The sequence below is a fragment of the Pantoea sp. GM_Pan_4 genome (assembly GCF_026541005.1).
GTDB lineage: Bacteria > Pseudomonadota > Gammaproteobacteria > Enterobacterales > Enterobacteriaceae > Pantoea > Pantoea dispersa.
The window spans coordinates 206,947-232,493 of the sequence record NZ_JALNUZ010000008.1; the positions used below are offsets into that span (position 1 = coordinate 206,947).

Here is a 25,547-nt window from a genome sequence, read left to right on the forward strand (position 1 = left end):
CGACATTGGCCGCCCGCGGCATCAGGACGAGACCGGCTGCAGGGAACCGGGGCGCGAGGCATCGCGCACATAAGGCAGGTGTTCGCAGGCGTGCTGACGGGCAAAGCGCACAAAGGCCTCCAGCACCGGCTGCCGCTGCTCGCCGTCGCGCATCGCCGCGTATAAACGGCTCCACAATCCGTCGCCCAGCGTGCGTGTCACCACCAGCCCCTGGTGCTCAAAGCTCTCTACCACCCAGTGCGGCAGCGCGGCAATGCCCATGCCGGCCGACACCATCTGGATCAGCAGCAGCGTATTATCCACGCTCTTCAGCGCCGGGCTGACGCCGGCTGGCTGTAAGAAGTTACGCCACACGTCCAGCCGCTGACGCTGTACCGGATAGATCATCAGCACCTCATCGGCCAAATCTTCCGGCGTGATGTGAGCCAGTTGCGCCAGACGGTGATCCGGCGCCAGCACCAGCCGCACCTCAAAATCAAACATCGGCGCATAGAACAAACCGCTGCGCGGCAGAATATCGGACGTCAGCACCACGTCCAGTTCGCCCTGCTGCAGCGCCGGCTGCGGATCAAAGGTCACGCCGGATTTGAAGTCCATCACTACCTGCGGCCAGCTCTGACGGAAATTGTTCAGGGCCGGCGTCAGCCACTGGATGCAGCTGTGGCATTCGATAGCGATGCGCAACGTGGTCTGATGCGGCTCATGACAGGCCTGCAGCGCCTGCTGGATCTGCGGCAGAATCTGCTCCGCCAGCTGCAACAGAATCTCTCCCTGCGGCGTAAAACGGAGCGGCTGGCTCTTACGCACGAACAGCCGAAAGCCCAGCCGCTGTTCCAGGTCGCTGAACTGGTGAGACAACGCCGATTGCGTCTGATGAAGCTGGGCGGCGGCGGCAGCCAGCGAGCCGGTGTGCCGTAACGCCTGCAGCGTCCGCAGGTGTTTGAGTTCGATCATGAGAGTCCTTCACATCGAGATTGAACAAATTGCGCTTGAGACACATACAGTACCCGCAGATTATAGCGGTGTAAACATCTGGACGGCTAAACATCTCAGTCAGACGCGACGGCCACTTTACCTTTGTCCAGCTAACACGCTCAGCGTACGGCAGGATTGCCCGCTGGATGAACGTAAATCGGTTGCTGCGACTGTCGCACAGCGAATAACTTCTGGAGAATCTCACATGATCATTCTGAACCATACTCTCGGTTTCCCTCGCGTCGGACTGCGCCGCGAACTGAAAAAAGCGCAGGAAAGCTACTGGGCCGGGAACAGCTCACAGGACGAACTGCTGGCGGTGGGTCGTGAACTGCGCGCCCGTCACTGGCAGCAGCAGAAAGACGCCGGTGTTGATCTGCTGCCGGTCGGCGATTTTGCCTGGTACGATCACGTACTGACCACCAGTCTGCTGCTCGGTAACGTACCGGCACGGCACCAGAATAAAGACGGCTCGATTGACCTCGACACCCTGTTCCGCATCGGCCGCGGTCGGGCGCCCAGCGGCGAACCTGCGGCGGCAGCGGAGATGACCAAATGGTTTAACACCAACTATCACTATATCGTGCCGGAATTTACCCAGGGTCAGCAGTTCCGTCTCAGCTGGACGCAACTGCTGGACGAGGTGGATGAAGCGCTGGCGCTCGGCCACACCATCAAACCGGTGCTGCTGGGGCCGGTGACGTATTTGTGGCTGGGTAAGGTGAAAGGTGACGCCTTTGACCGCCTGTCGCTGCTGCAGGCCATTCTGCCGGTGTACCGTCAGGTGCTGGCAGAACTGCGTCAGCGCGGCATCGAATGGGTGCAGATTGATGAGCCGGCGCTGGCGCTGGAACTGCCGCAGGCGTGGCGCGAGGCGTTTAAACCGGCGTACGACGCGCTACAGGGCGAAGTGAAACTGCTGCTGACCACCTACTTCGACAGCATTGGTCAGAATCTTGATGTCATCAAAACGCTGCCGGTGCAGGGCCTGCATGTTGATCTGGTGCACGGCAAAGACGATCTCCAGCAGCTCAACCATCAGATCCCGGCGGACTGGCTGCTGTCGCTGGGGGTAATCAATGGTCGTAACGTCTGGCGCGCCGATCTCACCCGCTGGTTTGAGCGCCTGCAGCCGCTGACCGGCCAGCGTCAGCAGCTGTGGATCGGTTCCTCCTGTTCGCTGCTGCACAGCCCCATTGATCTGAGCGTGGAAACCCGCCTCGACGACGAGGTAAAAAGCTGGTTCGCCTTTGCGTTACAGAAGTGTACGGAGCTGTCGCTGCTGAGTCAGGCGCTGAACCAGCACGATGCCGCTGCGCTGCACGCCTGGAGCGCGCCGATTCGCGCCCGGGCAAACTCTGCTCGCGTGCACAACCCCGCCGTGGCGCAGCGTCTGGCGCAAATCCAGGCCAGAGACACTGAGCGCAACAGCAGCTACACCGTGCGTGCTCAGGCGCAGCGTCAGCGCTTTAACCTGCCAGCGTGGCCCACCACTACCATCGGTTCTTTCCCGCAGACGACCGAGATTCGCGGCCTGCGCCTCGACTTCAAAAAAGGCAACATTGACGGCGGCCACTACCGCACCGGTATCGCGGAACACATCCGGCAGGCGATTGCGGAGCAGGAGCGTCTGGGGCTCGACGTGCTGGTGCATGGCGAAGCCGAGCGTAACGACATGGTGGAGTACTTCGGCGAAAACCTCGACGGCTTTGTTTTCACGCAGAACGGCTGGGTACAGAGCTACGGCTCGCGCTGTGTTAAGCCGCCGGTGATCATCGGGGACGTCAGCCGCCCGCAGCCGATTACCGTCGAGTGGGCAAAGTATGCGCAGTCGCTGACCGACAAACCGGTGAAGGGCATGCTGACCGGACCGGTCACCATCCTGTGCTGGTCGTTCCCGCGGGAAGACGTGACGCGCGAAACCATCGCTAAACAGATTGCGCTGGCGCTGCGCGACGAAGTGCAGGACCTGGAAAAAGCCGGTATCGGCATCATTCAGATTGACGAACCGGCGCTGCGTGAAGGCTTGCCGCTGCATCAGTCTGACTGGGCAGCCTACCTGCGCTGGGCGGTGGACGCGTTCCGCCTCAACGCCGCGGTGGCGCAGGACGAGACGCAGATTCACACCCACATGTGTTATTGCGAGTTCAACGACATCATGGATTCGATCGCCGCGCTGGACGCCGACGTGATCACTATCGAAACCTCACGTTCTGATATGGATCTGCTGGATGCGTTTAAAGCGTTTGAATATCCCAATGAAATCGGGCCGGGCGTGTATGACATCCACTCTCCCAACGTACCGAGCGTGGAGTGGATGGAAGATCTGCTGCGCAAAGCGGCGCAGAGTATTCCGCAGCAGCGCCTGTGGGTGAACCCGGACTGTGGCCTGAAAACGCGCGGCTGGAGTGAAACGCGTCAGGCGCTGGCCAACATGGTGAAAGCGGCGCAGAAGCTGCGCGCCGAAACCGTTTGATGGCAGGATAATACGTTGTGTTGTTGAGTTGGGGCGCGCTGGCGCCCCTTTTTTTATTCCGCGTTTGGCGCGACGCCATACTGCTTAAACCACGCCAGCATGCGCTGCCAGCCGTCCTGTGCGGAATCGGCGTGGTAGCTCGGACGATAGTCAGCGTTGAAGGCGTGGCCAGCTTCCGGATACACCACAATCTCGGCTTTGGCATTAGCCGCGTGCAGGGCCTGGCGCATCTTATCGATGCTTTCCAGTGGAATGCTTTCATCCTGGCCGCCATACAGGCCCAGCACCGGTGCATTCAAATCCACTGCAATATCAATTGGATGTTTCTGCTGCTTCAGCGTTTTCTCGCCCTCCAGGCGACCGTACCAGGCGGCGGCGGCGCGCACCTGCGGATTATGGGCGGCAAACAACCAGCTGATGCGACCGCCCCAGCAGAAACCGGTGATCGCCAGACGACGGATATCGCCGCCGTGGCGCGCCGCCCAGTTGGCCACGTGGTCGAGATCCGACAGTACCTGCGAATCCGGCACTTTGCTCACCAGCTCTTTGAACAGGGTAGGGATATCGTTGTAATCGTTGGGATCGCCTTCGCGGAAATAGAGCTCCGGCGCCACGGCGAGATAGCCTTCCAGTGCCAGACGGCGGCACAGATCGCGGATGTGCTCGTGCACGCCGAAAATTTCCTGCACCACCAGCACGACCGGCAGCGTGCCGCTAAACTGTTGCGGACGAGCATAATAAGCCGGCAGGTTCTCACCCTGGCTCGGCACGGACGTCTCGCCCGCGTGAATGGCATCGCTGGCGGTAATGATGGTGCTGGCTGCGGTGGGCTGCACCGCTGGCGCAAAGCCGTCGGTGGCGGATTTTTGTGCCATATTGTCTTCGGTTTTCATGGTTCTCTCCGTGCTAGCAAGTGCGCAATCACGTAACTATAGCCTGGCCTTACGGCAAGGCTGGCGTAGGGTACGGGGGATGGTTAACCTGATCTGCTTCTCTATTAACACTGCCTTTTACGGTTACACAGCACCGCTTGTAGCAATTCAGCGCAGCAGACCGCTAATATGTGATTAGAGTCACACAATATCTTTAGTTCAATGTAACTTTCATTATTGATAGTGAATTCAGTCACATATTTATCCGGGCCGCTGACGTAAAGTGGCGCGCTTATTCCCCTTATCTTCCAGGAGTCTGATATGGCCCAGTCTGACGTTTTCCACCTTGGCATCACCAAAGCCGATTTGAAAGGAGCCACGCTGGCGATTGTTCCTGGCGATCCGGAGCGCGTGAAGAAAATCGCAGCGCTGATGGAGAATCCACAGCACCTCGCGTCGCATCGTGAATTCACCACCTGGCTGGCGGAGATCGACGGCAAAGCGGTGGTCGTCTGTTCCACCGGTATTGGCGGTCCGTCCACCTCTATCGCCGTTGAAGAGCTGGCGCAGCTGGGCGTGCGTACCTTCCTGCGTGTGGGTACCACCGGCGCGATTCAGCCACACATCAACGTGGGTGATGTGCTGGTGACCACCGCCTCGGTCCGTCTGGACGGTGCCAGCCTGCACTTTGCGCCGATGGAATTCCCGGCGGTGGCTGATTTCGCCTGCACCACCGCGCTGGTGGCCGCGGCAGAAGCCTGCGGTGCGACCACGCATATTGGTGTCACTGCCTCGTCAGACACCTTCTATCCTGGCCAGGAGCGCTACGACACCTTCTCCGGACGCGTGGTGAGCCGCTTCCAGGGCTCGATGAAAGAGTGGCAGCAAATGGGCGTACTTAACTATGAAATGGAATCCGCTACACTGTTAACCATGTGCGCCAGTCAGGGACTGCGTGCCGGCATGGTGGCTGGCGTCATCGTGAATCGCACGCAAAAAGAGATCCCGGATGCGGCCACTATGAAGCAGACAGAAAGCGATGCGGTGAAAATTGTGGTGGATGCCGCGCGTCGCTTACTTTAGCGCGCCAGTCAGGGAATGATTTCGAGACCAGGCTTATAGGGAGCTCAGCAATTGCCTGATTAGAATGCGCGCAATTTCAGCCGATTCTGAGAAATTTCCTATGCGCAAAACGATCTCTGTCCCACGTCCGGGTTTTACCAGCCGCCCTGCTGCAATGCAGGCCCGCATTGAGAGTGCCGCCGCGCGGTTTCGTCAGGCAATGGCCGCGTCAGATTATCCTCTGGCGCGCCAGTGCTGCGAAGAAGTGCTGCGCGTCATGCCTAACCAGATGCAGGTGCTCAGCGACTACGCGCTGACGCTGATGCGCGTCGGCGAACATAAAAAATCCTACAAGATTTACCAGAAAATCTATCAGGCACCGGCGGCGCAGCGCGCGCAGGCGTCGGAAACCTGGCTGGATGGCCTGACGGAAGTGTGTGGCTGGCTGGGTAAGACAGATGAAGTGGCGCGTTATGGCCTCGAATCGCTCACCCAATCCGACATGCGTTTCAGTCAGGGCGCGAAAGCGACTTTTCCCGCACCGGCGCCTGCGCCGATTAACCGCAGCAATCCGGCAGAAAATATCATCTCCTTCAGCCTGTACGGCGGTCAGCCGCGCTACTGCGAAACCCTGATTAAAAACGTTGAGGTGGCGCGCGAGCTCTATCCGGACTGGATGTGTCGCATCTATCTCGACGATAGCGTGCCGCAGCACGTGTGGCAGCGCCTGACCCAGCCAAACACCCAGCTGGTGGATATGTCGCAGGAGAAAACCATTTTCCCTACGCTGTGGCGCTTTCTGGTGATGGACGATGCCAGCGTAAAACGCTACATCGTGCGCGATGCGGATTCGCTGCTGTCAGAGCGCGAAGTGGCGGCCGTCGATGCCTGGCTGGCTTCGCCATTCTGGTTCCACCACATGCGCGATTATTACTCGCACACCGAGCTGTTACTGGCCGGCATGTGGGGCGGCTGTCACGGCGTGTTTCACAACGTGGAACAGCAGATGCGCGACTTTATCGCGCAGTATGACGGCAGCGAGCGCTTTACCGACCAGTACTTCCTCAAGGTAGCGCTGTGGCCCACGGTACGCGACAGCATCCTCAATCACGACGATATCTTTCACTTCCACCACGCGCAGCCATGGCCGGCGCATGCGCCGATTCGCTGGCAGACCGACAGCTTCCACGTCGGCAGCAACGCCGGTTTCGCCAGCATGGCCGGCAAAGTGGCCAACGCCGAAAATGGCCAGCAGCAGGTGGAGCTGACTTACGGCGGCAACAGCTGGTGCTATCCGGCGAAGGTGAAAAGCGACAGTGAATGGGTGCTGCCGATGCCGTTTTTCCTGATCGACGCCTGGAAAGCGGGCGACCTGACCGTGCGCGCCCTGTAGTGGCCCGGACGATGCCCATCGCGCCCGCGATAAAATCCGCGGGTTGCCATGAATGTTCTGGACATTCATACAGTGGCGCTCTACCTTCTCCTCAGCGAGACGATCCGCGGGGGGATTATGGATCAGCAACTTATCATCAGCGGCGCGCTGGCGCTGGCCGGTTTGGGCATTGGCTGGATTATTGCCCAGCTGCGCGCCGGCCATCAGCACGCCAGCTTCACCACAGAACGCCGCCTGCTGGAACAGGCGCAGCAGCGTCAGCAGCAGCAGCTGGAACAGCTGCAACAGCAACTGCAGCAGCGCGAACAGGAGTTGCGCCAGCTACACGGCACGCTAAGCGGCGCGCAGGAGCGCCTGCAGCAGCTGGATTACTGGCGGGCCGAGAGTGAACAGCTCAGCCGCGAGCTGCGTAATCAGCTGGAAGTTAACAGCGCGCAGGAAGCCGAACTACGGGAAGTCACCATTCGATTAGAAGAGACGCGTTTCGCCGCTGAGGAGAAGCAGCGTCTGCTGACCAACAGCGAACAGCGCCTGAGTGCGCAGTTTGAAAACCTCGCCAACCGAATCTTCGAAAACAGCGGAAAACGCGTCGACGAGCAGAACCGGCAGAGCCTCAACAGCCTGATCGGCCCGCTGCGCGAACAGCTGGACGGCTTCCGCCGCCAGGTCAACGACAGCTTCGGCCAGGAAGCGCGTGAACGCCACACGCTGGCGCACGAGATTCGTCAGCTGCAGCAGCTCAACGCGCAGATGGCGCAGGAAGCGATCAACCTCACCAAAGCGCTGAAGGGCGACAATAAAATTCAGGGCAACTGGGGCGAAGTGGTGCTCAGCCGGGTGCTGGAGGCCTCAGGCCTGCGCGAAGGCTACGAGTACCAGACCCAGGTCAGCGTGCAGCTGGAGCAACAGGGCCGTATGCAACCGGATGTGATTGTGCGTCTGCCGCAGGGTAAAGATGTGGTAATTGACGCCAAAATGACGCTGATTGCCTATGAGCGCTACTTCAACGCCGACGATGAGCTGATGCGCGAACAGGCGATTCAGGAGCACATCAACGCGGTGCGCGGCCATATCCGGCTGCTGGGGCGTAAAGATTATCAACAATTGCCCGGTTTACGCTCGCTGGATTATGTGCTGATGTTTATTCCGGTCGAACCGGCGTTTCTGCTGGCGATCGACCGCCAGCCGGAGCTGATCAGCGAAGCGCTGCAGCAAAACATTATGCTGGTCAGCCCGACCACGCTGCTGGTGGCGCTGCGCACCATTAATAATCTGTGGCGCTATGAGCATCAGAGCCGTAATGCCCAGCGCATCGCCGACCGCGCTGCGCGCTTGTACGACAAGATGCGGCTGTTTGTCGATGACATGAGCGGCATCGGGCATAGCCTCGACAAAGCGCAGCAGAGTTATCAGCTGGCGATGAAAAAGCTGGCGCAGGGGCGCGGCAACCTGATCGCCCAGAGCGAGTCGTTTCGTGCGCTTGGCGTAGAGATCAAACGGCCCATCAACCCCCAGCTGGCAGAGCAGGCGCAGCCCGACGCGGCGGATGATACATGGGGCGATGATAGCGAGCCCGCTGAAAATGCGGCAGATTCTTCCGCCGCTTCCCTGCGCCGCATCAACGAATAACACGCCGGTGGCGTGCTCGGATCGCCCGACTCTGATACACTTCGGGAAGTATTGTTTGTGGAACAGGTAAAACCGATGGCAGATGAATCACAGCAGGAAACTACCCATTTTGGCTTTCAGACCGTCGCCAAAAGTGAAAAGGCCGATAAAGTCGCGGACGTGTTTCACTCCGTCGCGGCGAAATATGACCTGATGAACGATCTGATGTCGTTCGGCATCCATCGCGTCTGGAAGCGTTTTACCATCGACAGCAGCGGCGTGCGCCGCGGTCAGCGCGTCCTGGATCTGGCCGGCGGTACCGGCGATCTGACGGCAAAATTCTCGCGCCTGGTCGGTGAAACCGGTCAGGTGGTGCTGGCGGACATCAACAGCTCAATGCTGAAGATGGGACGCGAAAAGCTGCGCAATCTCGGCGTAACCGGCAACGTCAGCTACGTGCAGGCTAACGCAGAAGCGCTGCCGTTCCCGGATAACTATTTCGACTGCATCACCATCTCCTTCGGCCTGCGTAACGTGACCGAAAAAGAGAAGGCGCTGGCGTCGATGTTCCGCGTGCTCAAGCCGGGCGGCCGTCTGCTGGTGCTGGAGTTCTCTAAACCGGTTTTCGATCCGCTGAGCAAAGCCTACGACACTTACTCTTTCCACATTCTGCCGCGCATCGGCCAGCTGGTGGCAAAAGACGCGGAGAGCTATCGCTATCTGGCGGAGTCGATTCGTATGCATCCGGATCAGGAAACCCTGAAGGCGATGATGAACGACGCTGGCTTTGAAAATACCAGCTACTACAACATGACCGGCGGCATTGTGGCGCTGCATCGTGGCTTTAAGTTCTGATTAATCATGACTTTTACCCCTCTCATCACTGGCGGTCTTGAGACCGCCCTGAACCGTGTGTTGTACCGCGATCGCAGCCTGAAAACCGCACGCCAGCGTCTGGCCGGCAAAGTCCTGCTGCTGCGCCTGCAGGAGCTGGATTTTCCGCTGGTGCTGGTGTTCAGTGAAAACCAGCTGGATGTGCTGAGTGACTGGCAGGACCGCAGCGACTGCAGCGTCAGCCTGCGTTTCAGCACGCTGCCTAAGCTGCGCGATCGTCAGCAGCTGACCAGCCTGATTCGCAGCGGTGAGCTGGACGTGGAAGGCGATCTGCAGGTGGTACAGCAATTCTCCGCGCTGATGGATCTGGCTGAACTCGACCCGGCGGAATATCTCGCGCCGTGGGTGGGCGACATCGTGGCACAGGGCATCAGCCAGGCCGCTCAGCGTGCGCTGGCCCAGCTCAGACAGCAGGTCACCCGCCGTCAGGATTATCTGGGGCAGGTGCTGACCGAAGAGTGGCGCGTGGCACCTGGGGCGCTGGAGCAGGCGTGGTTTTGTGAGGAGGTAGAAGCGATGGAACGTGCGCTTAATGCGTTTGAGGCGCGTTTGGCACAGCTGGAGGCGAAATGACGCTGGGAGAAATTCGGCGCTTATACTTCATTATCAAAGTTTTTCTGACCTACGGGCTGGATGAACTAATTCCGCATATGCGCATTACGCTGCCGCTGCGGCTGTGGCGGCGCTGTGTTTTCTGGATCCCCAACCGGCACAAAGAAGCCGAGATGGGCATCCGTCTGCGTCTGGCCATGGAACAGCTCGGTCCGGTTTGGATCAAGTTCGGTCAGATGCTCTCGACGCGCCGCGACCTGTTCCCGCCGAAAATTGCCGATGAGCTGGCGATTCTGCAGGACCGTGTGGCGCCGTTCGATGGCGTGAAAGCCAAAGCGCAGATTGAGCGTTCGATTGGCGGCCCGGTAGAAACCTGGTTCGACGACTTCGATATCAAACCGCTGGCATCGGCTTCGATTGCCCAGGTGCATACCGCGACGCTGAAATCCAACGGCCGCGAAGTGGTGATCAAAGTGATTCGCCCGGATATCCTGCCGGTAATCAAAGCTGACATGAAGCTGATTTACCGCCTGGCGCGCTGGGTGCCACGTCTGCTGCCGGACGGTCGCCGTCTGCGTCCGATGGAAGTGGTGCGCGACTACGAAAAAACGCTGATTGATGAACTCAATCTGCTGCGTGAAGCCGCCAATGCGATTCAGCTGCGCCGCAACTTTGACCAGAGCCGCATGCTGTACGTGCCGGAAGTGTTCTCCGACTACTGCAGCGAAACCATGCTGGTAATGGAGCGCATTTACGGCATTCCTATCTCCGACGTTGCCACGCTGGAGCAGCACGGCGTCAACATGAAGCTGCTGGCCGAACGCGGCGTACAGGTGTTCTTCACCCAGGTGTTCCGCGACAGCTTCTTCCACGCCGATATGCATCCCGGCAACATCTTCGTCAGCTACGAGCATCCGGAAGATCCGCAGTATATCGGCATTGACTGCGGCATCGTTGGCTCGCTGAACAAAGAAGATAAGCGCTACCTGGCGGAAAATTTCATCGCCTTCTTCAACCGCGACTACCGCAAAGTGGCCGAGCTGCATGTCGACTCGGGCTGGGTACCGCCGGATACCAACGTGGAAGATTTTGAGTTCGCGATCCGCACCGTGTGCGAGCCGATTTTCGAAAAGCCGCTGGCGGAAATCTCCTTTGGTCACGTGCTGCTCAATCTGTTCAACACCGCGCGCCGTTTCAATATGGAAGTGCAGCCGCAGCTGGTGCTGTTGCAGAAAACCCTGCTGTACATCGAGGGCATCGGCCGTCAGCTCTATCCGCAGCTCGATCTGTGGAAAACCGCCAAGCCGTTCCTGGAGGACTGGATTAAGGATCAGATTGGCATTCCGGCCATCCTGCGGGCGGTGAAAGAGAAGGCGCCGTTCTGGGCAGAGAAACTGCCGGAGCTGCCGGAGCTTTTTTACGACAGTATGCGCCAGCACAAGTTATTGCAGCACAGTGTCGATAAACTCGTCACCGATTTGAACGCGCAGCGCACCCGTCATCATCAGGCACGTTATCTGTTTGGCGTCGGGGCTACACTGTTATTAAGTGGCACCGCCGTGCTGTTGAGCCGGCCTGACTGGGACTTCTTCCCGGCGCTGTTAATGGCCGCCGGCATCGTCACCTGGCTCATCGGCTGGCGCAAGACAAACTGATTGTCTGCCTGGTGCAAATCGCGTAATGTCGCAGGCTTAAGTCCGGGTAAAAACGGACTTTCTGTGCGTTACAGTTAACCGTTTTTCACAGAATATTAGAGGCATATCTCATGGGCGGTATCAGTATTTGGCAATTGTTAATCATTGCCGTCATTGTTGTACTTCTGTTCGGTACCAATAAGCTTCGTAACCTGGGTTCGGATTTAGGCTCTTCCATTCGCGGCTTCAAAAAAGCCATGAGCGATGAAGACGAGAAAAAGGATCAACCGAAAGAGCAGGACGCTGACTTCAACGCCAAACTGGCAGACAAACAGCACACCCCGGCGAGCAAAGACGACGCCCGGGACAAGTAAGGTAAAACTGTGTTCGATATTGGTTTTAGTGAACTGGTATTGGTGTTCGTGATCGGGCTGATTGTACTGGGCCCGCAGCGCTTACCGGTTGCGGTGAAAACCGTTGTTGGCTGGATCCGGGCCATTCGCTCGCTGGCTGCTAATGTGCAGAACGAACTGGCCCAGGAGCTGAAACTGCAGGAGCTGCAGGACAGCCTGAAAAAGGTCGAAGAGGCAGGACGCGGCACGCTGTCGCCGGAGCTGAAGCAATCCATGGAAGAGCTGCGTAAAACTGCGGACTCCATGAAGCGCTCGGTACAGCAGAGCATCGATATCGAAAAAGCGGAAGATGAAGCCAACACCATTCATCAGCCGCCCGCTGCCGCGCCACAGCCCGCTGCCGCACCGCAGCCCGTTGCAGCACCGCAGCCCGCTGAGCCGCACAGCGTTGTGACGCCGGCCAGCGCGGCACATCAGGCCAGCGCCCCGGCGCAGGCGCCGCAGCCTGCACCAGCCACCAGCCACAGCGATTCCGTCGCGCCTGCGACCACGACCACTCCTCCCGTAAAAGATGAACGATAAACATGGCCGTTGAAGATACCCAACCGCTCATCAGCCACCTGATTGAGCTGCGCAAGCGTCTGCTGAACTGCATCATCGCGGTGTTTGTTATCTTCCTTTGTCTGGTTTACTTCGCCAACGACATCTATCACGCGGTGGCAGCGCCGCTGATTAGCCAGATGCCCGCCGGCGCCAGCATGATCGCCACTGACGTGGCCTCACCGTTCTTTACGCCGATCAAACTGACCATCATTGTGTCAGTGTTTCTTGCGGTGCCGGTGATTCTTTATCAGGTCTGGGCGTTTGTCGCCCCCGCGCTGTATCGCCATGAGCGCCGCCTGGTGATGCCGCTGCTGTTCTCCAGTACGCTGCTGTTTTATGTCGGCGTGGCCTTTGCCTACTTCATTGTGTTCCCGCTGGCATTTGGCTTCTTCGCCAAAACCGCGCCGCAGGGCGTCACCATCGCCACGGACATCACCAACTACCTCGACTTTGTCATGACGCTGTTCATGGCGTTTGGCGTGGCGTTTGAGGTACCGATTGCCATCGTGCTGCTGTGCTGGACCGGCATTACCAGCCCGGACGATCTGAAAAAGAAACGGCCCTATATTCTGGTCGGCGCGTTTGTGGTTGGGATGTTGCTCACACCGCCGGACGTTTTCTCGCAAACTTTGCTCGCTATTCCGATGTACTGCCTGTTTGAAGTCGGCGTATTCTTCTCCCGCTACTATGTGGGTAAAGGACGTCAGGCGGCAGACGATGAGGAACAGAACCCCGACGCCTGATGTCTTTTATGCAGGGCATCCCGCTGATGGGGTGATGATGAATCTTAACCGCCCGCCTGCCGGGCGGTTTTTCTATCCGTCGCTTTAAGACGGAATGGGGAGCAAACATGTTTGATATCGGTGTAAACCTGACCAGCACGCAATTCGCAAAAGATCGCGATCAGGTGGTAAAACGCGCGCGCGAAGCAGGCGTCACCGGCCTGTTAATCACCGGCACCAATGCCCTGGAGAGCCAGCAGGCGCGTCAGCTGGCGACCCGGCACGCGGGCTACTGCTGGTCGACCGCCGGCGTGCACCCGCATCATGCCAGCGAGTGGTCGGCGGAAACCGCCAGTACGCTGCGCCGCCTGGCTGACAGCGAGCAGGTGGTGGCGATTGGTGAATGCGGACTCGACTTCAACCGTAATCTTTCCGCGCACGAGCAGCAGGAGTACGCGTTTGATGCGCAGCTCCAGCTGGCGGCAGAACTGCAGCTGCCGGTGTTTTTACACTGTCGTGAGGCGCATGAACGTTTTCTGGCGGTGCTGCAGCCGTGGCTGCCGAAACTGGTGGGCGCGGTGGTGCACTGTTTTACCGGCACGCGTGACGAGCTGGAAGCCTGCCTGGCGCTGGGCTTATCGGTGGGCATTACCGGCTGGGTGTGCGATGAACGGCGCGGAATGGCACTGCGTGACATGCTGCCGCTGATTCCGGCAGATCGTCTGCTGCTGGAGACGGACGCGCCCTATCTGCTGCCGCGCGATATGCGACCGCGTCCGACCTCGCGCCGTAACGAACCCTGCTTTCTGCCGCATATCGTTCAGCAGGTGGCGCACTGGCGTGGTGAACAGCCAGACGCACTGGCGGCACGCGTCGACCACAACGCGCGTCAGCTATTCAGGCTGGCTTAAACCTTACGGAACTGCTTGTTGTCCACGCTGCGCATCACCTGTTTATTCAGCAGGTTAAGCAGCAGGATTGAGCGGGTTTCACCATCGGGCTCGGCAAAGATAGCGCGCAGCCCTTCAAAGGTGCCGTCGGTGATCAGCACTTCATCACCAACCTGCGGCGTTTCCGGATCCAGCAGGATCTGCGGCGCATCAGTTTGCAGCGCTTCGATCACTTCATACGGCACCGTCGCGGGCATGGCACCAAAGCGCACAAAGTGGCTGACGCCGCGCGTGCTGCTGATGGTGGTGGTGTGAATCGCTTCCGGATCGAATTCGATAAACAGATAGTTGGGAAACAGCGGCTCACTCACGGTGGTGCGTTTGCCGCGCACAATCTTCTCCAGAGCGATCATCGGGCTGAGGCAATTCACCTCCTGCCGCTCAAGATGCTCCTTCGCGCGCAACAGCTGACCACGTTTGCAATAGAGTAAGTACCAGGATTCCATAACTGCTCCCAAATAATGGACGCTAAGAATAACAAACCTGTTGTCAGAGTTATAGCGCATCGGCGGCCGGAAACCCGGTCACACAAGAAAAATCTCTACGAATTTTCCGATTGGTGCGGCGAACTAACGCTTTTCAGCAAGAAAATTGACGTCTGGCGATCATCTGTATCAGACTGCCAACCCATTAGACGAAGAAAAAGGACGGGCTGATGGAACTGTTTTTACTGAGTAATGGCAAAGTGGCCGACGATGCGCCGCTGCTGAGCTATGCGCATCCGCAACTGCACGCGATGATTGCCCAGCGCGGTATCACCTCGGCGGTGCTGGTGCCCTACGCCATTATTCGTGACGATCACGCCCAGCGTGCGCAGGCGTTATCTCAGTCACTGGGCATTCCGGTGCGCACGGTACATGAGTTCGAGACACCAGTTGCGGCCATTGAGCAGGCGGAGCTGATTCTGGTGAGCGGCGGCAATACCTGGCTGCTGAACCAGATGCTGCACGAGCAGGGGCTGATCGTGGCGATTCAGCGCGCAGTGCGCGAGCGCGACGTCCCTTACGTTGGCTGGAGCGCGGGCTGCAACGTGGCGACGCCGTCGATTCGCACCACCAATGATATGCCGGTACGCAGCAGCGTGGTGCTGCCTGCGCTGGGGCTGTTCCCGGTGCAAATCAATCCTCACTATCTTGATGCGCACGTCAGCGGCCATATGGGCGAAACCCGTGATGAGCGTCTGGCCGAGTTCTGCGCGGTGAATCCGCAGGAGTCGGTGATTGCGCTGCGGGAAGCCAGCTTCCTGCACGTCAGTGAGAACCGTCTGCGCTACTACAGCGCGCGCGGTGAAGATTTCAAAGTGTTCCGTCACGGTGAAGCGATTGCCGCTTATCACGATGTGCTGGCCCTGCAGTCGCTGGTGCCGTTTTCCTGTCAGCCCGCCTGACGCAGAAACTCAAACACGCTGGCGTGAACAAACTTATAATGACGCTTCACTCTGGCCGGAAGACTAACGCCGCATGAAATATCAGGATTTACGAGACTTTCTCGCGCTGCTGGAACAGCGGGGCGAGTTAAAGCGCATCACTCAGGAGATCGATCCTGTCCTCGAGATGACCGAAATCGCCGACCGCACGCTGCGGGCCGGTGGCCCGGCGCTGCTGTTCGAAAACCCGAAGGGCTACAGCATGCCGGTGCTATGCAACCTGTTTGGCACGCCGAAGCGCGTAGCCATGGGTATGGGCCAGGAAGAGGTCAGCGCGCTGCGCGAGGTGGGTAAGCTGCTGGCGTTTCTGAAAGAGCCGGAGCCGCCGAAGGGGTTCCGCGATCTGTTCGATAAGATGCCGCAGTTCAAACAGGTGCTGAACATGCCGACCAAACGGCTGCGTAATGCGCCGTGTCAGGAAGAGATTTTCAGCGGTGACGAGGTCGATCTGGCGCGCATCCCGGTCATGAAATGCTGGCCGGGCGATGCGGCGCCGCTGATTACCTGGGGTTTAACCGTCTCGCGCGGACCGCATAAAGAGCGGCAGAATCTCGGCATTTATCGTCAGCAGGTGATTGGTAAAAACCGTGTGATCATGCGCTGGCTGTCGCATCGCGGTGGCGCGCTGGATTTCCAGGAGTGGTGCAAAGCGCATCCCGGTGAACGCTTCCCGGTGGCGGTGGCGCTGGGCGCCGATCCGGCCACCATTCTTGGTGCGGTCACGCCGGTGCCGGATACGCTATCGGAATATGCGTTTGCCGGTCTGCTGCGCGGCAACAAAACCGAGGTGGTGAAGTGCGTCTCGAACGATCTGGAAGTGCCGGCCAGCGCCGAAATCGTGCTGGAAGGCTACATCGAACCGGGCGACATGGCGCCGGAAGGGCCGTACGGCGATCACACCGGCTACTACAATGAAGTAGACAGCTTCCCGGTATTTACCGTGACGCACGTAACCCAGCGGCGCAACCCGATTTACCACTCCACCTACACCGGCCGTCCGCCGGATGAGCCCGCGGTACTGGGCGTGGCGCTGAACGAAGTGCTGGTGCCGATTCTGATCAAACAGTTCCCGGAGATTGTGGATTTCTATCTGCCGCCGGAAGGCTGCTCTTATCGCCTCGCGGTAGTGACGATTAAAAAACAGTATGCCGGTCACGCCAAGCGCGTGATGTTCGGCGTGTGGTCGTTCCTGCGCCAGTTTATGTACACCAAGTTTGTGATTGTGTGTGACGATGACGTCAACGCGCGTGACTGGAACGACGTGATTTGGGCCATCACCACGCGAATGGATCCGGCGCGCGATACGGTACTGGTAGAAAACACGCCAATTGACTATCTCGACTTCGCTTCGCCGGTTTCCGGACTTGGCTCGAAGATGGGACTGGATGCCACCAACAAGTGGCCGGGTGAAACCCAGCGTGAATGGGGGACGCCGATTGTGAAAGATCCTGCGGTTACGGCGCGTATTGATGCAATCTGGGATGAGTTAGCGATCTTTGCCGAGCCGCCGCAGCGCTGATGGCGGCTGAGAACCATAAAAAAGGGCACCTATGACGACGTTAAGCTGCAAAGTGACTTCGGTTGAAGCAATTACGGACACGGTTTACCGCGTGCGGTTAATTCCGGCGGCGGATTTTAGCTTCCGCGCCGGCCAGTATCTGATGGTGGTGATGGATGAGCGCGACAAGCGCCCGTTTTCGCTGGCATCGACGCCAATGGAAAAGGACATCATTGAGCTGCACATTGGTGCCTCAGAACTGAACCTGTACGCCATGGCGGTGATGGATCGCATCAAAAACGATCGGCAGATCACCGTGGATATGCCGCACGGCGACGCCTGGCTGCGTGAAGACAGCGCGCGGCCGATTGTGCTGATTGCCGGCGGCACTGGCTTCTCCTATGCGCGTTCGATTCTGCTGACTGCGCTGGCGCAGCAGCCGGATCGCGATATCGCTATCTACTGGGGCGGCCGCGAGCTGAGACATCTGTACGATCTGGATGAGCTCAATGCGCTGGCGGTGAAGCATCCGAACCTGAAAGTGATTCCGGTGGTGGAGCAGCCGGCGGAGGACTGGCAGGGGCGCAGCGGCACGGTGCTGACCGCGGTGATGCAGGATTATGCCAGCCTGAGCGGACACGATATCTATATTGCTGGCCGGTTTGAGATGGCAAAAATTGCCCGCGAGCGCTTCTGTGCCGAACGTGGTGCGTTAGAAGCGCAGATGTATGGCGATGCGTTTGCCTTTATCTGATGTGTGACCGGTGCGCATGCATGTGCCGCCGGAAAAAGCCCGCCCGGTTGGGCGGGAACACGTGCAAGTGTAGTGGTCAACGTATTAAACCCGTTCAAATACCGTCGCGATGCCCTGGCCTAAGCCAATGCACATGGTTGCCAGACCAAACTGTGCATCGCGACGCTCCATCAGATTCAGCAACGTGGTGCTGATACGAGCGCCGGAACATCCCAGCGGATGCCCGAGTGCGATTGCGCCGCCGTTAAGGTTCACTTTCTCATCCAGCTGCTCCAGCAGCCCTAAATCTTTCAGACACGGCAGCGTCTGCGCGGCGAAGGCTTCATTGAGTTCGAACAGATCGATATCCTGCACGCTCAGCCCGGCGCGCTTCAGCGCCAGCTTACTGGCCGGTACCGGGCCGTAACCCATGATCGACGGATCGCAGCCGACCACCGCCATGCTGCGGATGCGTGCGCGCGGCGACAGTCCCAGTTCGCGCGCGCGGCTTTCGCTCATGATCAGCATGGCGGCCGCGCCGTCGGACAGCGCCGACGAACTGCCGGCGGTAACCGTGCCGTTGACCGGATCGAACGCCGGACGCAGCGCGGCTAAGCCTTCAAGGCTGGTGTCCTCGCGAATCACTTCATCGCTGTCATAGCGTTTCAGCACGCCATCGGCATCGTGGCCGTAGGTCGGCACGATTTCGCGTTTGAAATCACCGCGCTGAGTGGCGGCCGCAGCGCGCTGGTGTGAACGCAGCGCGAAGGCGTCCTGCTGTTCACGGCTGATGTGGTGCATGCGCGCCAGCATCTCGGCGGTCAGCCCCATCATGCCCGCCGCTTTCGCCACGGTGTGCCCCAGGCCAGGATGAAAATCCACGCCGTGGTTCATCGGTACGTGGCCCATATGTTCCACGCCGCCAATCAGACAGCTGTGGGCATCGCCGACCATAATCGCGCGCGCCGCATCGTGCAGCGCCTGCATGGACGAGCCGCACAGGCGATTGACGGTGCTGGCCGGCACGCGATGCGGGATCTCCGCCAGCAGCGCGGCGTTGCGGGCGATATTAAAGCCCTGTTCCAGCGTCTGCTGCACGCAGCCCCAGATAATGTCATCCAGCGCGGCGGCATCGACGGCCGGATTGCGGCTGAGGAGTTCGCGCATCAGATGGGCGGAGAGATCCTCGGCGCGCACCTGGCGAAAGGCGCCGCCTTTGGAACGGCCCATCGGCGTGCGCACGGCATCAACAATCACTACGTTTTCCATGTTCATTACCTCAGGCAGTTTGCAGCGCCGCTGCGTCAATCGGTTGAGCGACGGGATACCAGTTCTGATGCTGGTGGGCTTTCTGAACCAGCAGCTCAGGCAGCGCGTATAGCGGGCCGAGCGCGAGGTAGCGTTTAGCCTGATCGACGACATTGCTGATGCCCAGCGTGTCCATATAGCGGAACGCGCCACCGCGGAACGGCGGGAAGCCTAAGCCATACACCAGCGCCATATCCGCCTCGGCGGGGGAAGCGATGATGTTTTCTTCGAGGCAGCGCACCACTTCGTTGAGCATCGGCAGCATCATGCGGTTGGCGATCTCTTCATCGCTGAATACCCGCTTCGGTTCACATACCGGCTCCAGCAGCGCATCGACCTCTACATCGGCTCGCTTCTGCGCTTTGCCTTTTTTGTCCGGTTCCCAGCGGTAAAAGCCCTGGCCGTTTTTCTGGCCGTAGCGTTTGGCTTCGAACAGCACATCAATGGCATCGCGGTAATCTTTCTGCATCCGCGACGGGAAGCCCTGCGCCATCACCTGTTGCGCATGATGCGCGGTATCAATGCCCACCACGTCCAGCAGCCACGCCGGCCCCATCGGCCAGCCAAACTGCTTCTCCATCACTTTATCGATCTGGCGGAAGTCCGCGCCGTCGCGCAGTAGCAGGCTGAAGGCGGCAAAGTAGGGGAACAGCACGCGGTTCACAAAGAAGCCGGGGCAGTCATTCACCACAATCGGCGTTTTGCCCATCTTGCTGGCCCACGCCACCACTTTGCTGATGGTGGCTTCAGAGGTTTGCGCACCGCGAATCACTTCGACCAGCGGCATACGCGGCACCGGATTAAAGAAGTGCATGCCGCAGAAATTTTGCGGACGCTGCAGTGCCTGCGCCAGCTGGCTGATTGGAATGGTGGAAGTATTCGAGGCCAGCACGGCATCATCCCGCAGCTGCTGCTCGGTTTCAGCCAGCACTTTGGCCTTGATTTGCGGGTTCTCGACCACCGCTTCCACTACCACATCGGCGCGGTCAAAGCCGCTGTAATCCAGCGTCGGCTGAATGCTCGCCAGCACGCTGGCCAGCTTCGTGCCGTCAATTTTGCCGCGCTCCAGCTGCTTGTTAAGCAGCTTGCTGGCTTCATTCATGCCCAGCGTCAGCGCCTGCGGATTAATGTCTTTCATCTTCACCGGCACGCCTTTCCAGGCCGACTGCCAGGCGATCCCGCCGCCCATGATGCCCGCGCCCAGTACCGCCGCCTGCTCTGGCGTGCCGGCCGCGCTGCTGTGTTTCTTCGCCAGGCCTTTTACGTACTGGTCATTGAGGAAGATGCCGACCAGCGCACGTGCCACATCGCTCTGCGCCAGCGGCACAAAGGCAGCGGTTTCCAGCTTCAGCGCATCATCACGACCTAAGCCCGCTGCCGCTTCGATGGTTCGCACCGCGGCGATCGGCGCTGGATAGTGTTTACCGGCGGTTTGCTGCACCATGCTTTTGGCGAGGGTAAAACTCATCGCAGCTTCAATCGGGCTGAGCTTAAGCGGTGCCAGCTTCGGCGCGCGACGCGCCTGCCAGCTGCCCTGGGCTATGGCATCCTGCAGCATGGTCAGCGCCGCGCTGCGCAGCTTCTCGCTGCTGACCACCGCATCCACCAGACCGAGCTTCAGCGCGCCCGGGCCATCAATATCTTTACCGGCGGCGATGATCTCCAGCGCGCTGTCGGCACCGAGCAGGCGCGGCAGACGCACGCTGCCGCCGAAGCCCGGCATAATGCCGAGTTTGGTTTCCGGCAGGCCAATGCGCGCGGTGGGCGTGGCCACGCGGAAGTCGGTCGCCAGCACACACTCGCAGCCTCCGCCCAGTGCGTAGCCGTCAATGGCGGCGATGGTTGGCACCGGCAAATCTTCCAGACGATTAAAGATGCTGTTGGCAAACGTCAGCCACTGGCTGAGCTGTTCAGCGGGCGCATCAAACAGCGACAGAAATTCGGTGATATCCGCCCCGACAATAAACGCCGGTTTGGCGGAAGAGAGCAGCAGGCCGCGCAGCGTGCTTTGCTGCTCCAGTACGCTCAGCGCCTCGCCTAAGGCGGCGACGGTTTTGGTATCAAGTTTGTTCACCGAACCGGGCGCATCAAAAACCAGCTCGGCGATGCCATCGTCAAGCCAGTGCACTGAAAGGGTATCGCCTTGGTAGAGCATGTCCGTCTCCTGAAACGCGAAAGGTGATCTGGTCATACCAGATGATCAGGAGTGTGGGTGTCATGTTAATTTTTTGCAAACGAGAGTTTGCTTATTTGATACGGCGATCACAGCGCGCGCAGCACGGCATCCCCCGCGCGGCTGTGCTACACTGCCGCCACTTTCGCGACATCGGAGACAAGTCCATGGATTCACTGAAAACCCTGTATCACGCGCATATCTCAACGCTGCAGCAGCGTGCGCAACAGGTGCTGGCGCGCTTTAAGCTGGACGCCATGCTGATTCATTCAGGCGAGTTGCTGACCGTATTTCTTGACGATCATGACTATCCGTTTAAGGTGAATCCCCAGTTTAAAGCCTGGGTACCAGTGACCCAGGTGCCCAACTGCTGGCTGTGGATCGATGGCGTGAATAAACCCAAACTGTGGTTCTACTCGCCGGTCGATTACTGGCACAACGTCGAGCCACTGCCGGACAGCTTCTGGACCCAGGATGTCGAGGTCATCGGCCTGAAAAACGCTGACGATATCGCTCAGCTGTTGCCGGCACAGCGCGACAAGGTGGCCTATATCGGGCCGGTACCGTCCCGCGCCACCCAGCTGGGCATCCGCAGCGAGGGGATCAATCCTCAGGGCGTCATCGACTTCCTGCATTATCATCGCAGCATCAAAACCGATTACGAGCTGGCCTGTATGCGCGAAGCGCAGAAGCTGGCGGTGGCAGGCCATCGCGCAGCGAAAGAGGCGTTCTTCTCCGGCATGAGCGAGTTTGATATCAATCTTGCCTATCTGACCGCCACCGGCCACCGTGACATTGATGTACCGTATGGCAATATCATCGCGCTGAATGAGCATGCTGCGGTACTGCACTACACCCGGCTTGATCACCAGCCGCCGGCGAAACGTCACAGCTTCCTGATAGATGCCGGCGCAGAGTATCTTGGCTATGCGGCAGACCTGACGCGCAGCTACGCGGCGCAGAGCAAAACGCGCTACGCGGAAATGGTTGCTGCGATGAATAAAGAAGAGCTAGCGCTGATCGCCACGCTGAAAGCTGGCGTGCGCTATACCGATTACCATCTGCAAATGCATCAGCGTATCGCGCGTCTGCTGCTGAAGTTTGAACTGGTGCAGGGGCTGAGCGAAGAGACGCTGGTGGCGGAAAACCTCACCGGCCCCTTCATGCCGCACGGTCTCGGCCATCCGCTGGGCCTGCAGGTGCACGACGTTGCCGGGTTTATGCAGGACGATAGCGGCACGCATCTGGCGGCGCCATCGCAGTATCCTTATCTGCGCTGTACGCGGGTGCTGCAGCCGGGCATGGTGCTGACCATTGAACCGGGCTTCTATATTATCGATTCACTGCTGGCGCCGCTGCGCAGCGGTAAGTTCAGTCAGCACTTTGACTGGCAGGCAATTGATGCCCTGAAGCCGTACGGGGGCATTCGTATCGAGGATAATGTGGTGATTCACGCCAGCCGCATCGAAAACATGACGCGTGACTTGCATCTGGCCTGATGGACGCTTACGACATTCCCGCTGAGGCCGTCAGTCTCAGCGAGGAGACCATCAAAAAGAGCCGCTTTATTACCCTGCTGGCGCATACCGATGGGGTGGCCGCTGCGCGCGCCTTTGTGCAGCAGGTAAAGCACGAACACCCGACCGCGCGGCATCACTGCTGGGCCTGGGTGGCGGGCGCGCCCGATGATTCACAACAGCTGGGGTTTTCTGACGATGGCGAACCCTCCGGCACGGCCGGTAAGCCGATGCTGGCGCAGCTGATGGGCAGCGGCGTGGGCGAGATCACCGCCGTGGTGGTGCGCTATTATGGCGGTATCATGCTGGGCACCGGCGGGCTGGTGAAAGCCTACGGTGGCGGCGTGCAGCAGGGGCTGAAGCTGCTGGCGCGCCAGCGCAAAGTGCCGATGCAACGTTTTACCCTGCAGTGTGACTATGCGCAGCTGAGCGATATAGAGCGTCTGCTGCAGCGTTTTGACGGCAGTATTGAACAGAGCCATTATCAGGATCGCATTACGCTACGTCTGGCGTTGCCCCATCCGCAGATTGATGGCTTCAGGCAAAACCTTTCTGATTACAGCCGGGGCGCTTTGGCGCTGATCCCGCTGGACAACTAACCGCATCTGTTTAAAGGAAACGGCTGAATGCATTTTCGCGCCATTACCCGCATCGTGGGCCTGCTGGTGATTCTGTTCTCGGTAACCATGATCCTGCCTGGCTTAGTGGCCCTGATTTATCGCGACGGTGCCGGGCGCGCGTTCAGTCAGACGTTTATGATGGCGATCGTCATCGGTTCGCTGCTGTGGTGGCCCAACCGCAAACAAAAAAGTGAGCTGAAACCGCGTGAAGGCTTTCTGATTGTGGTGCTGTTCTGGACCGTGCTGGGCAGCGTGGGGGCAATGCCGTTTATCTTCGCCGAGCAGCCACATCTGTCAGTGACCGACGCCTTCTTCGAATCCTTCTCGGGCTTAACCACCACCGGTGCCACCACGTTGGTGGGGCTCGACTCGCTGCCGAAAGCGATTCTGTTCTATCGTCAGATGCTGCAGTGGCTTGGCGGTATGGGGATCATTGTGCTGGCGGTGGCCATTCTGCCGATTCTCGGCGTCGGCGGTATGCAGCTGTATCGCGCCGAGATGCCGGGACCGCTGAAAGATAACAAAATGCGCCCGCGCATTGCCGAAACGGCGAAAACCCTGTGGCTGATTTACGTGCTGCTGACGGTGGCCTGTGCGCTGGCGCTGTGGCTGGCGGGCATGCCGATGTTTGATGCTATCGGCCACAGCTTCTCGACCATCGCCATCGGCGGTTTTTCTACCCATGATGCCAGCATCGGCTACTTCAATAGCCCGACTATTAATACCATCGTGGCGATTTTCCTGCTGATTTCCGGCTGTAACTACGGCCTGCACTTCTCGTTGCTCAGCGGGCGAAACCTGAAAGTTTACTGGCGCGATCCGGAATTCCGCATGTTCATTGGCGTGCAGCTGACGCTGGTGCTGATTTGTACCCTGGTGCTGTGGTTCCATAATGTCTATTCCAGCGGCTGGCAAACCCTCAATCAGGCGTTTTTCCAGGTGGTATCGATGGCGACGACGGCGGGCTTTACCACCGACAGTATTGCGCGCTGGCCGCTGTTCCTGCCGGTGCTGCTGCTGTGTTCAGCCTTTATCGGCGGTATGGCGGGTTCGACTGGCGGTGGCCTGAAGGTGATTCGCATTCTGCTGCTGTGCAAGCAAGGGTCGCGCGAACTGAAACGCCTGGTGCATCCCAATGCGGTCTATACCATTAAGCTGGGGAACCGTGCGCTGCCGGAACGTATTCTCGAAGCGGTGTGGGGCTTTTTCTCGGCTTACGCGCTGGTGTTTCTGGTCAGCATGCTGGCGATTATCGCCACCGGCGTGGATGACTTCTCGGCCTTCGCCGCGGTGGCGGCGACGCTGAACAACCTTGGCCCGGGGCTGGGTGTGGTGGCAGATAACTTCACGTCGATGAATGATGTCGCCAAGTGGATTTTAATCTCCACCATGCTGTTTGGACGCCTTGAAGTGTTCACGCTGCTGGTGCTGTTCACGCCCACCTTCTGGCGCGAATAATAAAACAGGAATGAGTGATGAAAGCGTTAATTCTTTATTCCAGCCGTGACGGGCAAACCCGCGAAATCGCGGCGCGTATTGCCCGCACGCTGACACCGCAGCAGCTGTGTGATGTGCTGGATCTGGCGCAGGCACCGCAGGTGGAGTGGGCACAGTATGATCGCGTGCTGATTGGCGCCTCGATTCGCTATGGTCACTTCCAGCCCGAGCTGATGAAATTCGTCACGCAATATAAGGCGGAACTGCAGCAGCGCGTCAGCGGCTTTTTCAGCGTCAATCTTACTGCGCGTAAAGCCGATAAGTGCACGCCGGAAACCAATGCCTATACGCGTAAGTTCCTGGCGCAGTCACCGTGGCAACCGGATCGCTGTGCGGTGTTTGCCGGTGCGCTGCGCTATCCACGCTATCGCTGGTTCGATCGCATCATGATTCAGTTCATTATGCGTATGACTGGCGGCGAAACGGATACATCGAAGGAAGTTGAATACACCGACTGGGAGAAAGTCACGCGTTTTGCCCAGGATTTCGCACAGTTACCAGGCAAATTGCCGCAAAATAACGCGTAGTGGTGAAATTTAGGCCGAACGATCATTTTTTTGCAATAAACCCTTGTCAGCCAGAATTAACTCCCTATAATGCGCCACCACTGAGACGGCAAAGCGGCAACGCAGACGGCTCAGCAGGGCGTGAAGCGATTCACCCCGCCGGAGAAAAACGCTG

The 25,547-nt window shown here is 59.0% G+C and carries 23 protein-coding genes; 18 read left to right on the top strand and 5 right to left on the bottom strand.

The features are described from left to right. Positions 1–21 precede the first annotated feature (21 nt). Entirely contained in the window at positions 22–954 is a 933-nt protein-coding gene (gene metR / locus OXR61_RS16975; protein ID WP_021506955.1) for an HTH-type transcriptional regulator MetR, read from the bottom strand. Between the two features lie 226 nt (positions 955–1,180). Here metR and metE point away from each other — a divergent pair, with 226 nt between their 5' ends. Beyond that, positions 1,181–3,451, top strand: coding sequence for a 5-methyltetrahydropteroyltriglutamate--homocysteine S-methyltransferase (gene metE / locus OXR61_RS16980; RefSeq protein ID WP_267412457.1), 2,271 nt, complete (start codon positions 1,181–1,183; stop codon positions 3,449–3,451). Positions 3,452–3,504: 53 nt separating this feature from the next. Here the strand turns inward: metE and OXR61_RS16985 are convergent, their stop codons facing one another. Further along, positions 3,505–4,344: a dienelactone hydrolase family protein gene (locus OXR61_RS16985; RefSeq protein ID WP_021506953.1), complete on the bottom strand. Its 840-nt coding sequence runs from the start codon at positions 4,342–4,344 to the stop codon at positions 3,505–3,507. Positions 4,345–4,644: 300 nt separating this feature from the next. Here OXR61_RS16985 and udp point away from each other — a divergent pair, with 300 nt between their 5' ends. The 10 genes from udp (at position 4,645) to tatD (ending at position 14,055) form a co-directional block, all read left to right on the top strand. Continuing rightward, positions 4,645–5,406 (top strand): uridine phosphorylase, encoded by a 762-nt coding sequence (gene udp, locus OXR61_RS16990; RefSeq protein WP_241798936.1) that lies wholly within the window; start codon positions 4,645–4,647, stop codon positions 5,404–5,406. Between the two features lie 100 nt (positions 5,407–5,506). Next, positions 5,507–6,778: a tetratricopeptide repeat protein gene (locus OXR61_RS16995; RefSeq protein ID WP_267412458.1), complete on the top strand. Its 1,272-nt coding sequence runs from the start codon at positions 5,507–5,509 to the stop codon at positions 6,776–6,778. Between the two features lie 117 nt (positions 6,779–6,895). Then, positions 6,896–8,407 carry a DNA recombination protein RmuC gene (rmuC, locus tag OXR61_RS17000; protein ID WP_159378068.1) on the top strand — a complete coding sequence of 504 codons (1,512 nt, stop codon included), beginning with the start codon at positions 6,896–6,898 and terminating at the stop codon, positions 8,405–8,407. Positions 8,408–8,482: 75 nt separating this feature from the next. Continuing rightward, the gene (ubiE, locus tag OXR61_RS17005) at positions 8,483–9,241 is read left to right on the top strand and encodes a bifunctional demethylmenaquinone methyltransferase/2-methoxy-6-polyprenyl-1,4-benzoquinol methylase UbiE (RefSeq protein ID WP_021506949.1); all 759 of its coding nucleotides are present in this window, start codon (positions 8,483–8,485) and stop codon (positions 9,239–9,241) included. A 6-nt stretch (positions 9,242–9,247) separates the two neighbouring features. Continuing rightward, positions 9,248–9,853, top strand: coding sequence for an SCP2 domain-containing protein (locus tag OXR61_RS17010; protein WP_211727051.1), 606 nt, complete (start codon positions 9,248–9,250; stop codon positions 9,851–9,853). Beyond that, on the top strand, positions 9,850–11,487 hold the full coding sequence (ubiB, locus tag OXR61_RS17015; RefSeq protein ID WP_021506947.1) for a ubiquinone biosynthesis regulatory protein kinase UbiB: 1,638 nt from the start codon (positions 9,850–9,852) through the stop codon (positions 11,485–11,487). The genes OXR61_RS17010 and ubiB overlap by 4 nt, the downstream gene beginning before the upstream one ends. Before the next feature lie 110 nt (positions 11,488–11,597). After that, positions 11,598–11,840, top strand: a complete 243-nt coding sequence (gene tatA / locus OXR61_RS17020) for a Sec-independent protein translocase subunit TatA (RefSeq protein WP_010618194.1) — start codon at positions 11,598–11,600, stop codon at positions 11,838–11,840. A gap of 9 nt (positions 11,841–11,849) precedes the next feature. Continuing rightward, a complete protein-coding gene (tatB, locus tag OXR61_RS17025; RefSeq protein WP_267412465.1) occupies positions 11,850–12,401 on the top strand; it encodes a Sec-independent protein translocase protein TatB in 552 nt (183 codons plus the stop codon). 2 nt (positions 12,402–12,403) lie between these two features. Then, complete coding sequence (tatC, locus tag OXR61_RS17030; protein ID WP_021506945.1) at positions 12,404–13,165, top strand: Sec-independent protein translocase subunit TatC; 762 nt, start codon at positions 12,404–12,406, stop codon at positions 13,163–13,165. Between the two features lie 107 nt (positions 13,166–13,272). Then, on the top strand, positions 13,273–14,055 hold the full coding sequence (tatD, locus tag OXR61_RS17035; protein WP_058758125.1) for a 3'-5' ssDNA/RNA exonuclease TatD: 783 nt from the start codon (positions 13,273–13,275) through the stop codon (positions 14,053–14,055). On the opposite strand, the gene rfaH is transcribed toward tatD, so the two are convergent. After that, positions 14,052–14,540 carry a transcription/translation regulatory transformer protein RfaH gene (gene rfaH, locus OXR61_RS17040; protein ID WP_031279607.1) on the bottom strand — a complete coding sequence of 163 codons (489 nt, stop codon included), beginning with the start codon at positions 14,538–14,540 and terminating at the stop codon, positions 14,052–14,054. The genes tatD and rfaH overlap by 4 nt on opposite strands. A 209-nt stretch (positions 14,541–14,749) precedes the next feature. Between rfaH and pepE the strand changes: the two genes are divergently transcribed. From pepE to fre, 3 genes are all read left to right on the top strand, one after another. After that, the gene (gene pepE, locus OXR61_RS17045; protein WP_058758126.1) at positions 14,750–15,481 is read left to right on the top strand and encodes a dipeptidase PepE; all 732 of its coding nucleotides are present in this window, start codon (positions 14,750–14,752) and stop codon (positions 15,479–15,481) included. Positions 15,482–15,554: 73 nt separating this feature from the next. Further along, positions 15,555–17,039: a 4-hydroxy-3-polyprenylbenzoate decarboxylase gene (ubiD, locus tag OXR61_RS17050; RefSeq protein WP_021506941.1), complete on the top strand. Its 1,485-nt coding sequence runs from the start codon at positions 15,555–15,557 to the stop codon at positions 17,037–17,039. Positions 17,040–17,070: 31 nt separating this feature from the next. Next, on the top strand, positions 17,071–17,772 hold the full coding sequence (gene fre, locus OXR61_RS17055; RefSeq protein WP_021506940.1) for an NAD(P)H-flavin reductase: 702 nt from the start codon (positions 17,071–17,073) through the stop codon (positions 17,770–17,772). A gap of 84 nt (positions 17,773–17,856) precedes the next feature. On the opposite strand, the gene fadA is transcribed toward fre, so the two are convergent. Together fadA and fadB are read right to left on the bottom strand one after the other, a co-directional pair. After that, positions 17,857–19,020: an acetyl-CoA C-acyltransferase FadA gene (gene fadA, locus OXR61_RS17060; RefSeq protein WP_267412470.1), complete on the bottom strand. Its 1,164-nt coding sequence runs from the start codon at positions 19,018–19,020 to the stop codon at positions 17,857–17,859. A gap of 10 nt (positions 19,021–19,030) precedes the next feature. After that, positions 19,031–21,214, bottom strand: a complete 2,184-nt coding sequence (gene fadB, locus OXR61_RS17065) for a fatty acid oxidation complex subunit alpha FadB (RefSeq protein ID WP_267412471.1) — start codon at positions 21,212–21,214, stop codon at positions 19,031–19,033. Positions 21,215–21,399: 185 nt separating this feature from the next. Between fadB and pepQ the strand changes: the two genes are divergently transcribed. Genes pepQ through hemG form a run of 4 tightly spaced genes read left to right on the top strand, consistent with a single transcriptional unit; the run spans position 21,400 to position 25,393 of the window. After that, positions 21,400–22,731, top strand: coding sequence for a Xaa-Pro dipeptidase (pepQ, locus tag OXR61_RS17070; protein WP_132465979.1), 1,332 nt, complete (start codon positions 21,400–21,402; stop codon positions 22,729–22,731). Next, positions 22,731–23,348 carry an IMPACT family protein gene (locus OXR61_RS17075; protein WP_021506936.1) on the top strand — a complete coding sequence of 206 codons (618 nt, stop codon included), beginning with the start codon at positions 22,731–22,733 and terminating at the stop codon, positions 23,346–23,348. Before pepQ ends, OXR61_RS17075 begins: the two co-directional genes overlap by 1 nt. 27 nt (positions 23,349–23,375) lie before the next feature. Then, the gene (gene trkH / locus OXR61_RS17080; protein WP_021506935.1) at positions 23,376–24,827 is read left to right on the top strand and encodes a Trk system potassium transporter TrkH; all 1,452 of its coding nucleotides are present in this window, start codon (positions 23,376–23,378) and stop codon (positions 24,825–24,827) included. Positions 24,828–24,844: 17 nt separating this feature from the next. Beyond that, positions 24,845–25,393 carry a menaquinone-dependent protoporphyrinogen IX dehydrogenase gene (gene hemG / locus OXR61_RS17085; protein ID WP_021506934.1) on the top strand — a complete coding sequence of 183 codons (549 nt, stop codon included), beginning with the start codon at positions 24,845–24,847 and terminating at the stop codon, positions 25,391–25,393. Positions 25,394–25,547 lie beyond the last annotated feature (154 nt).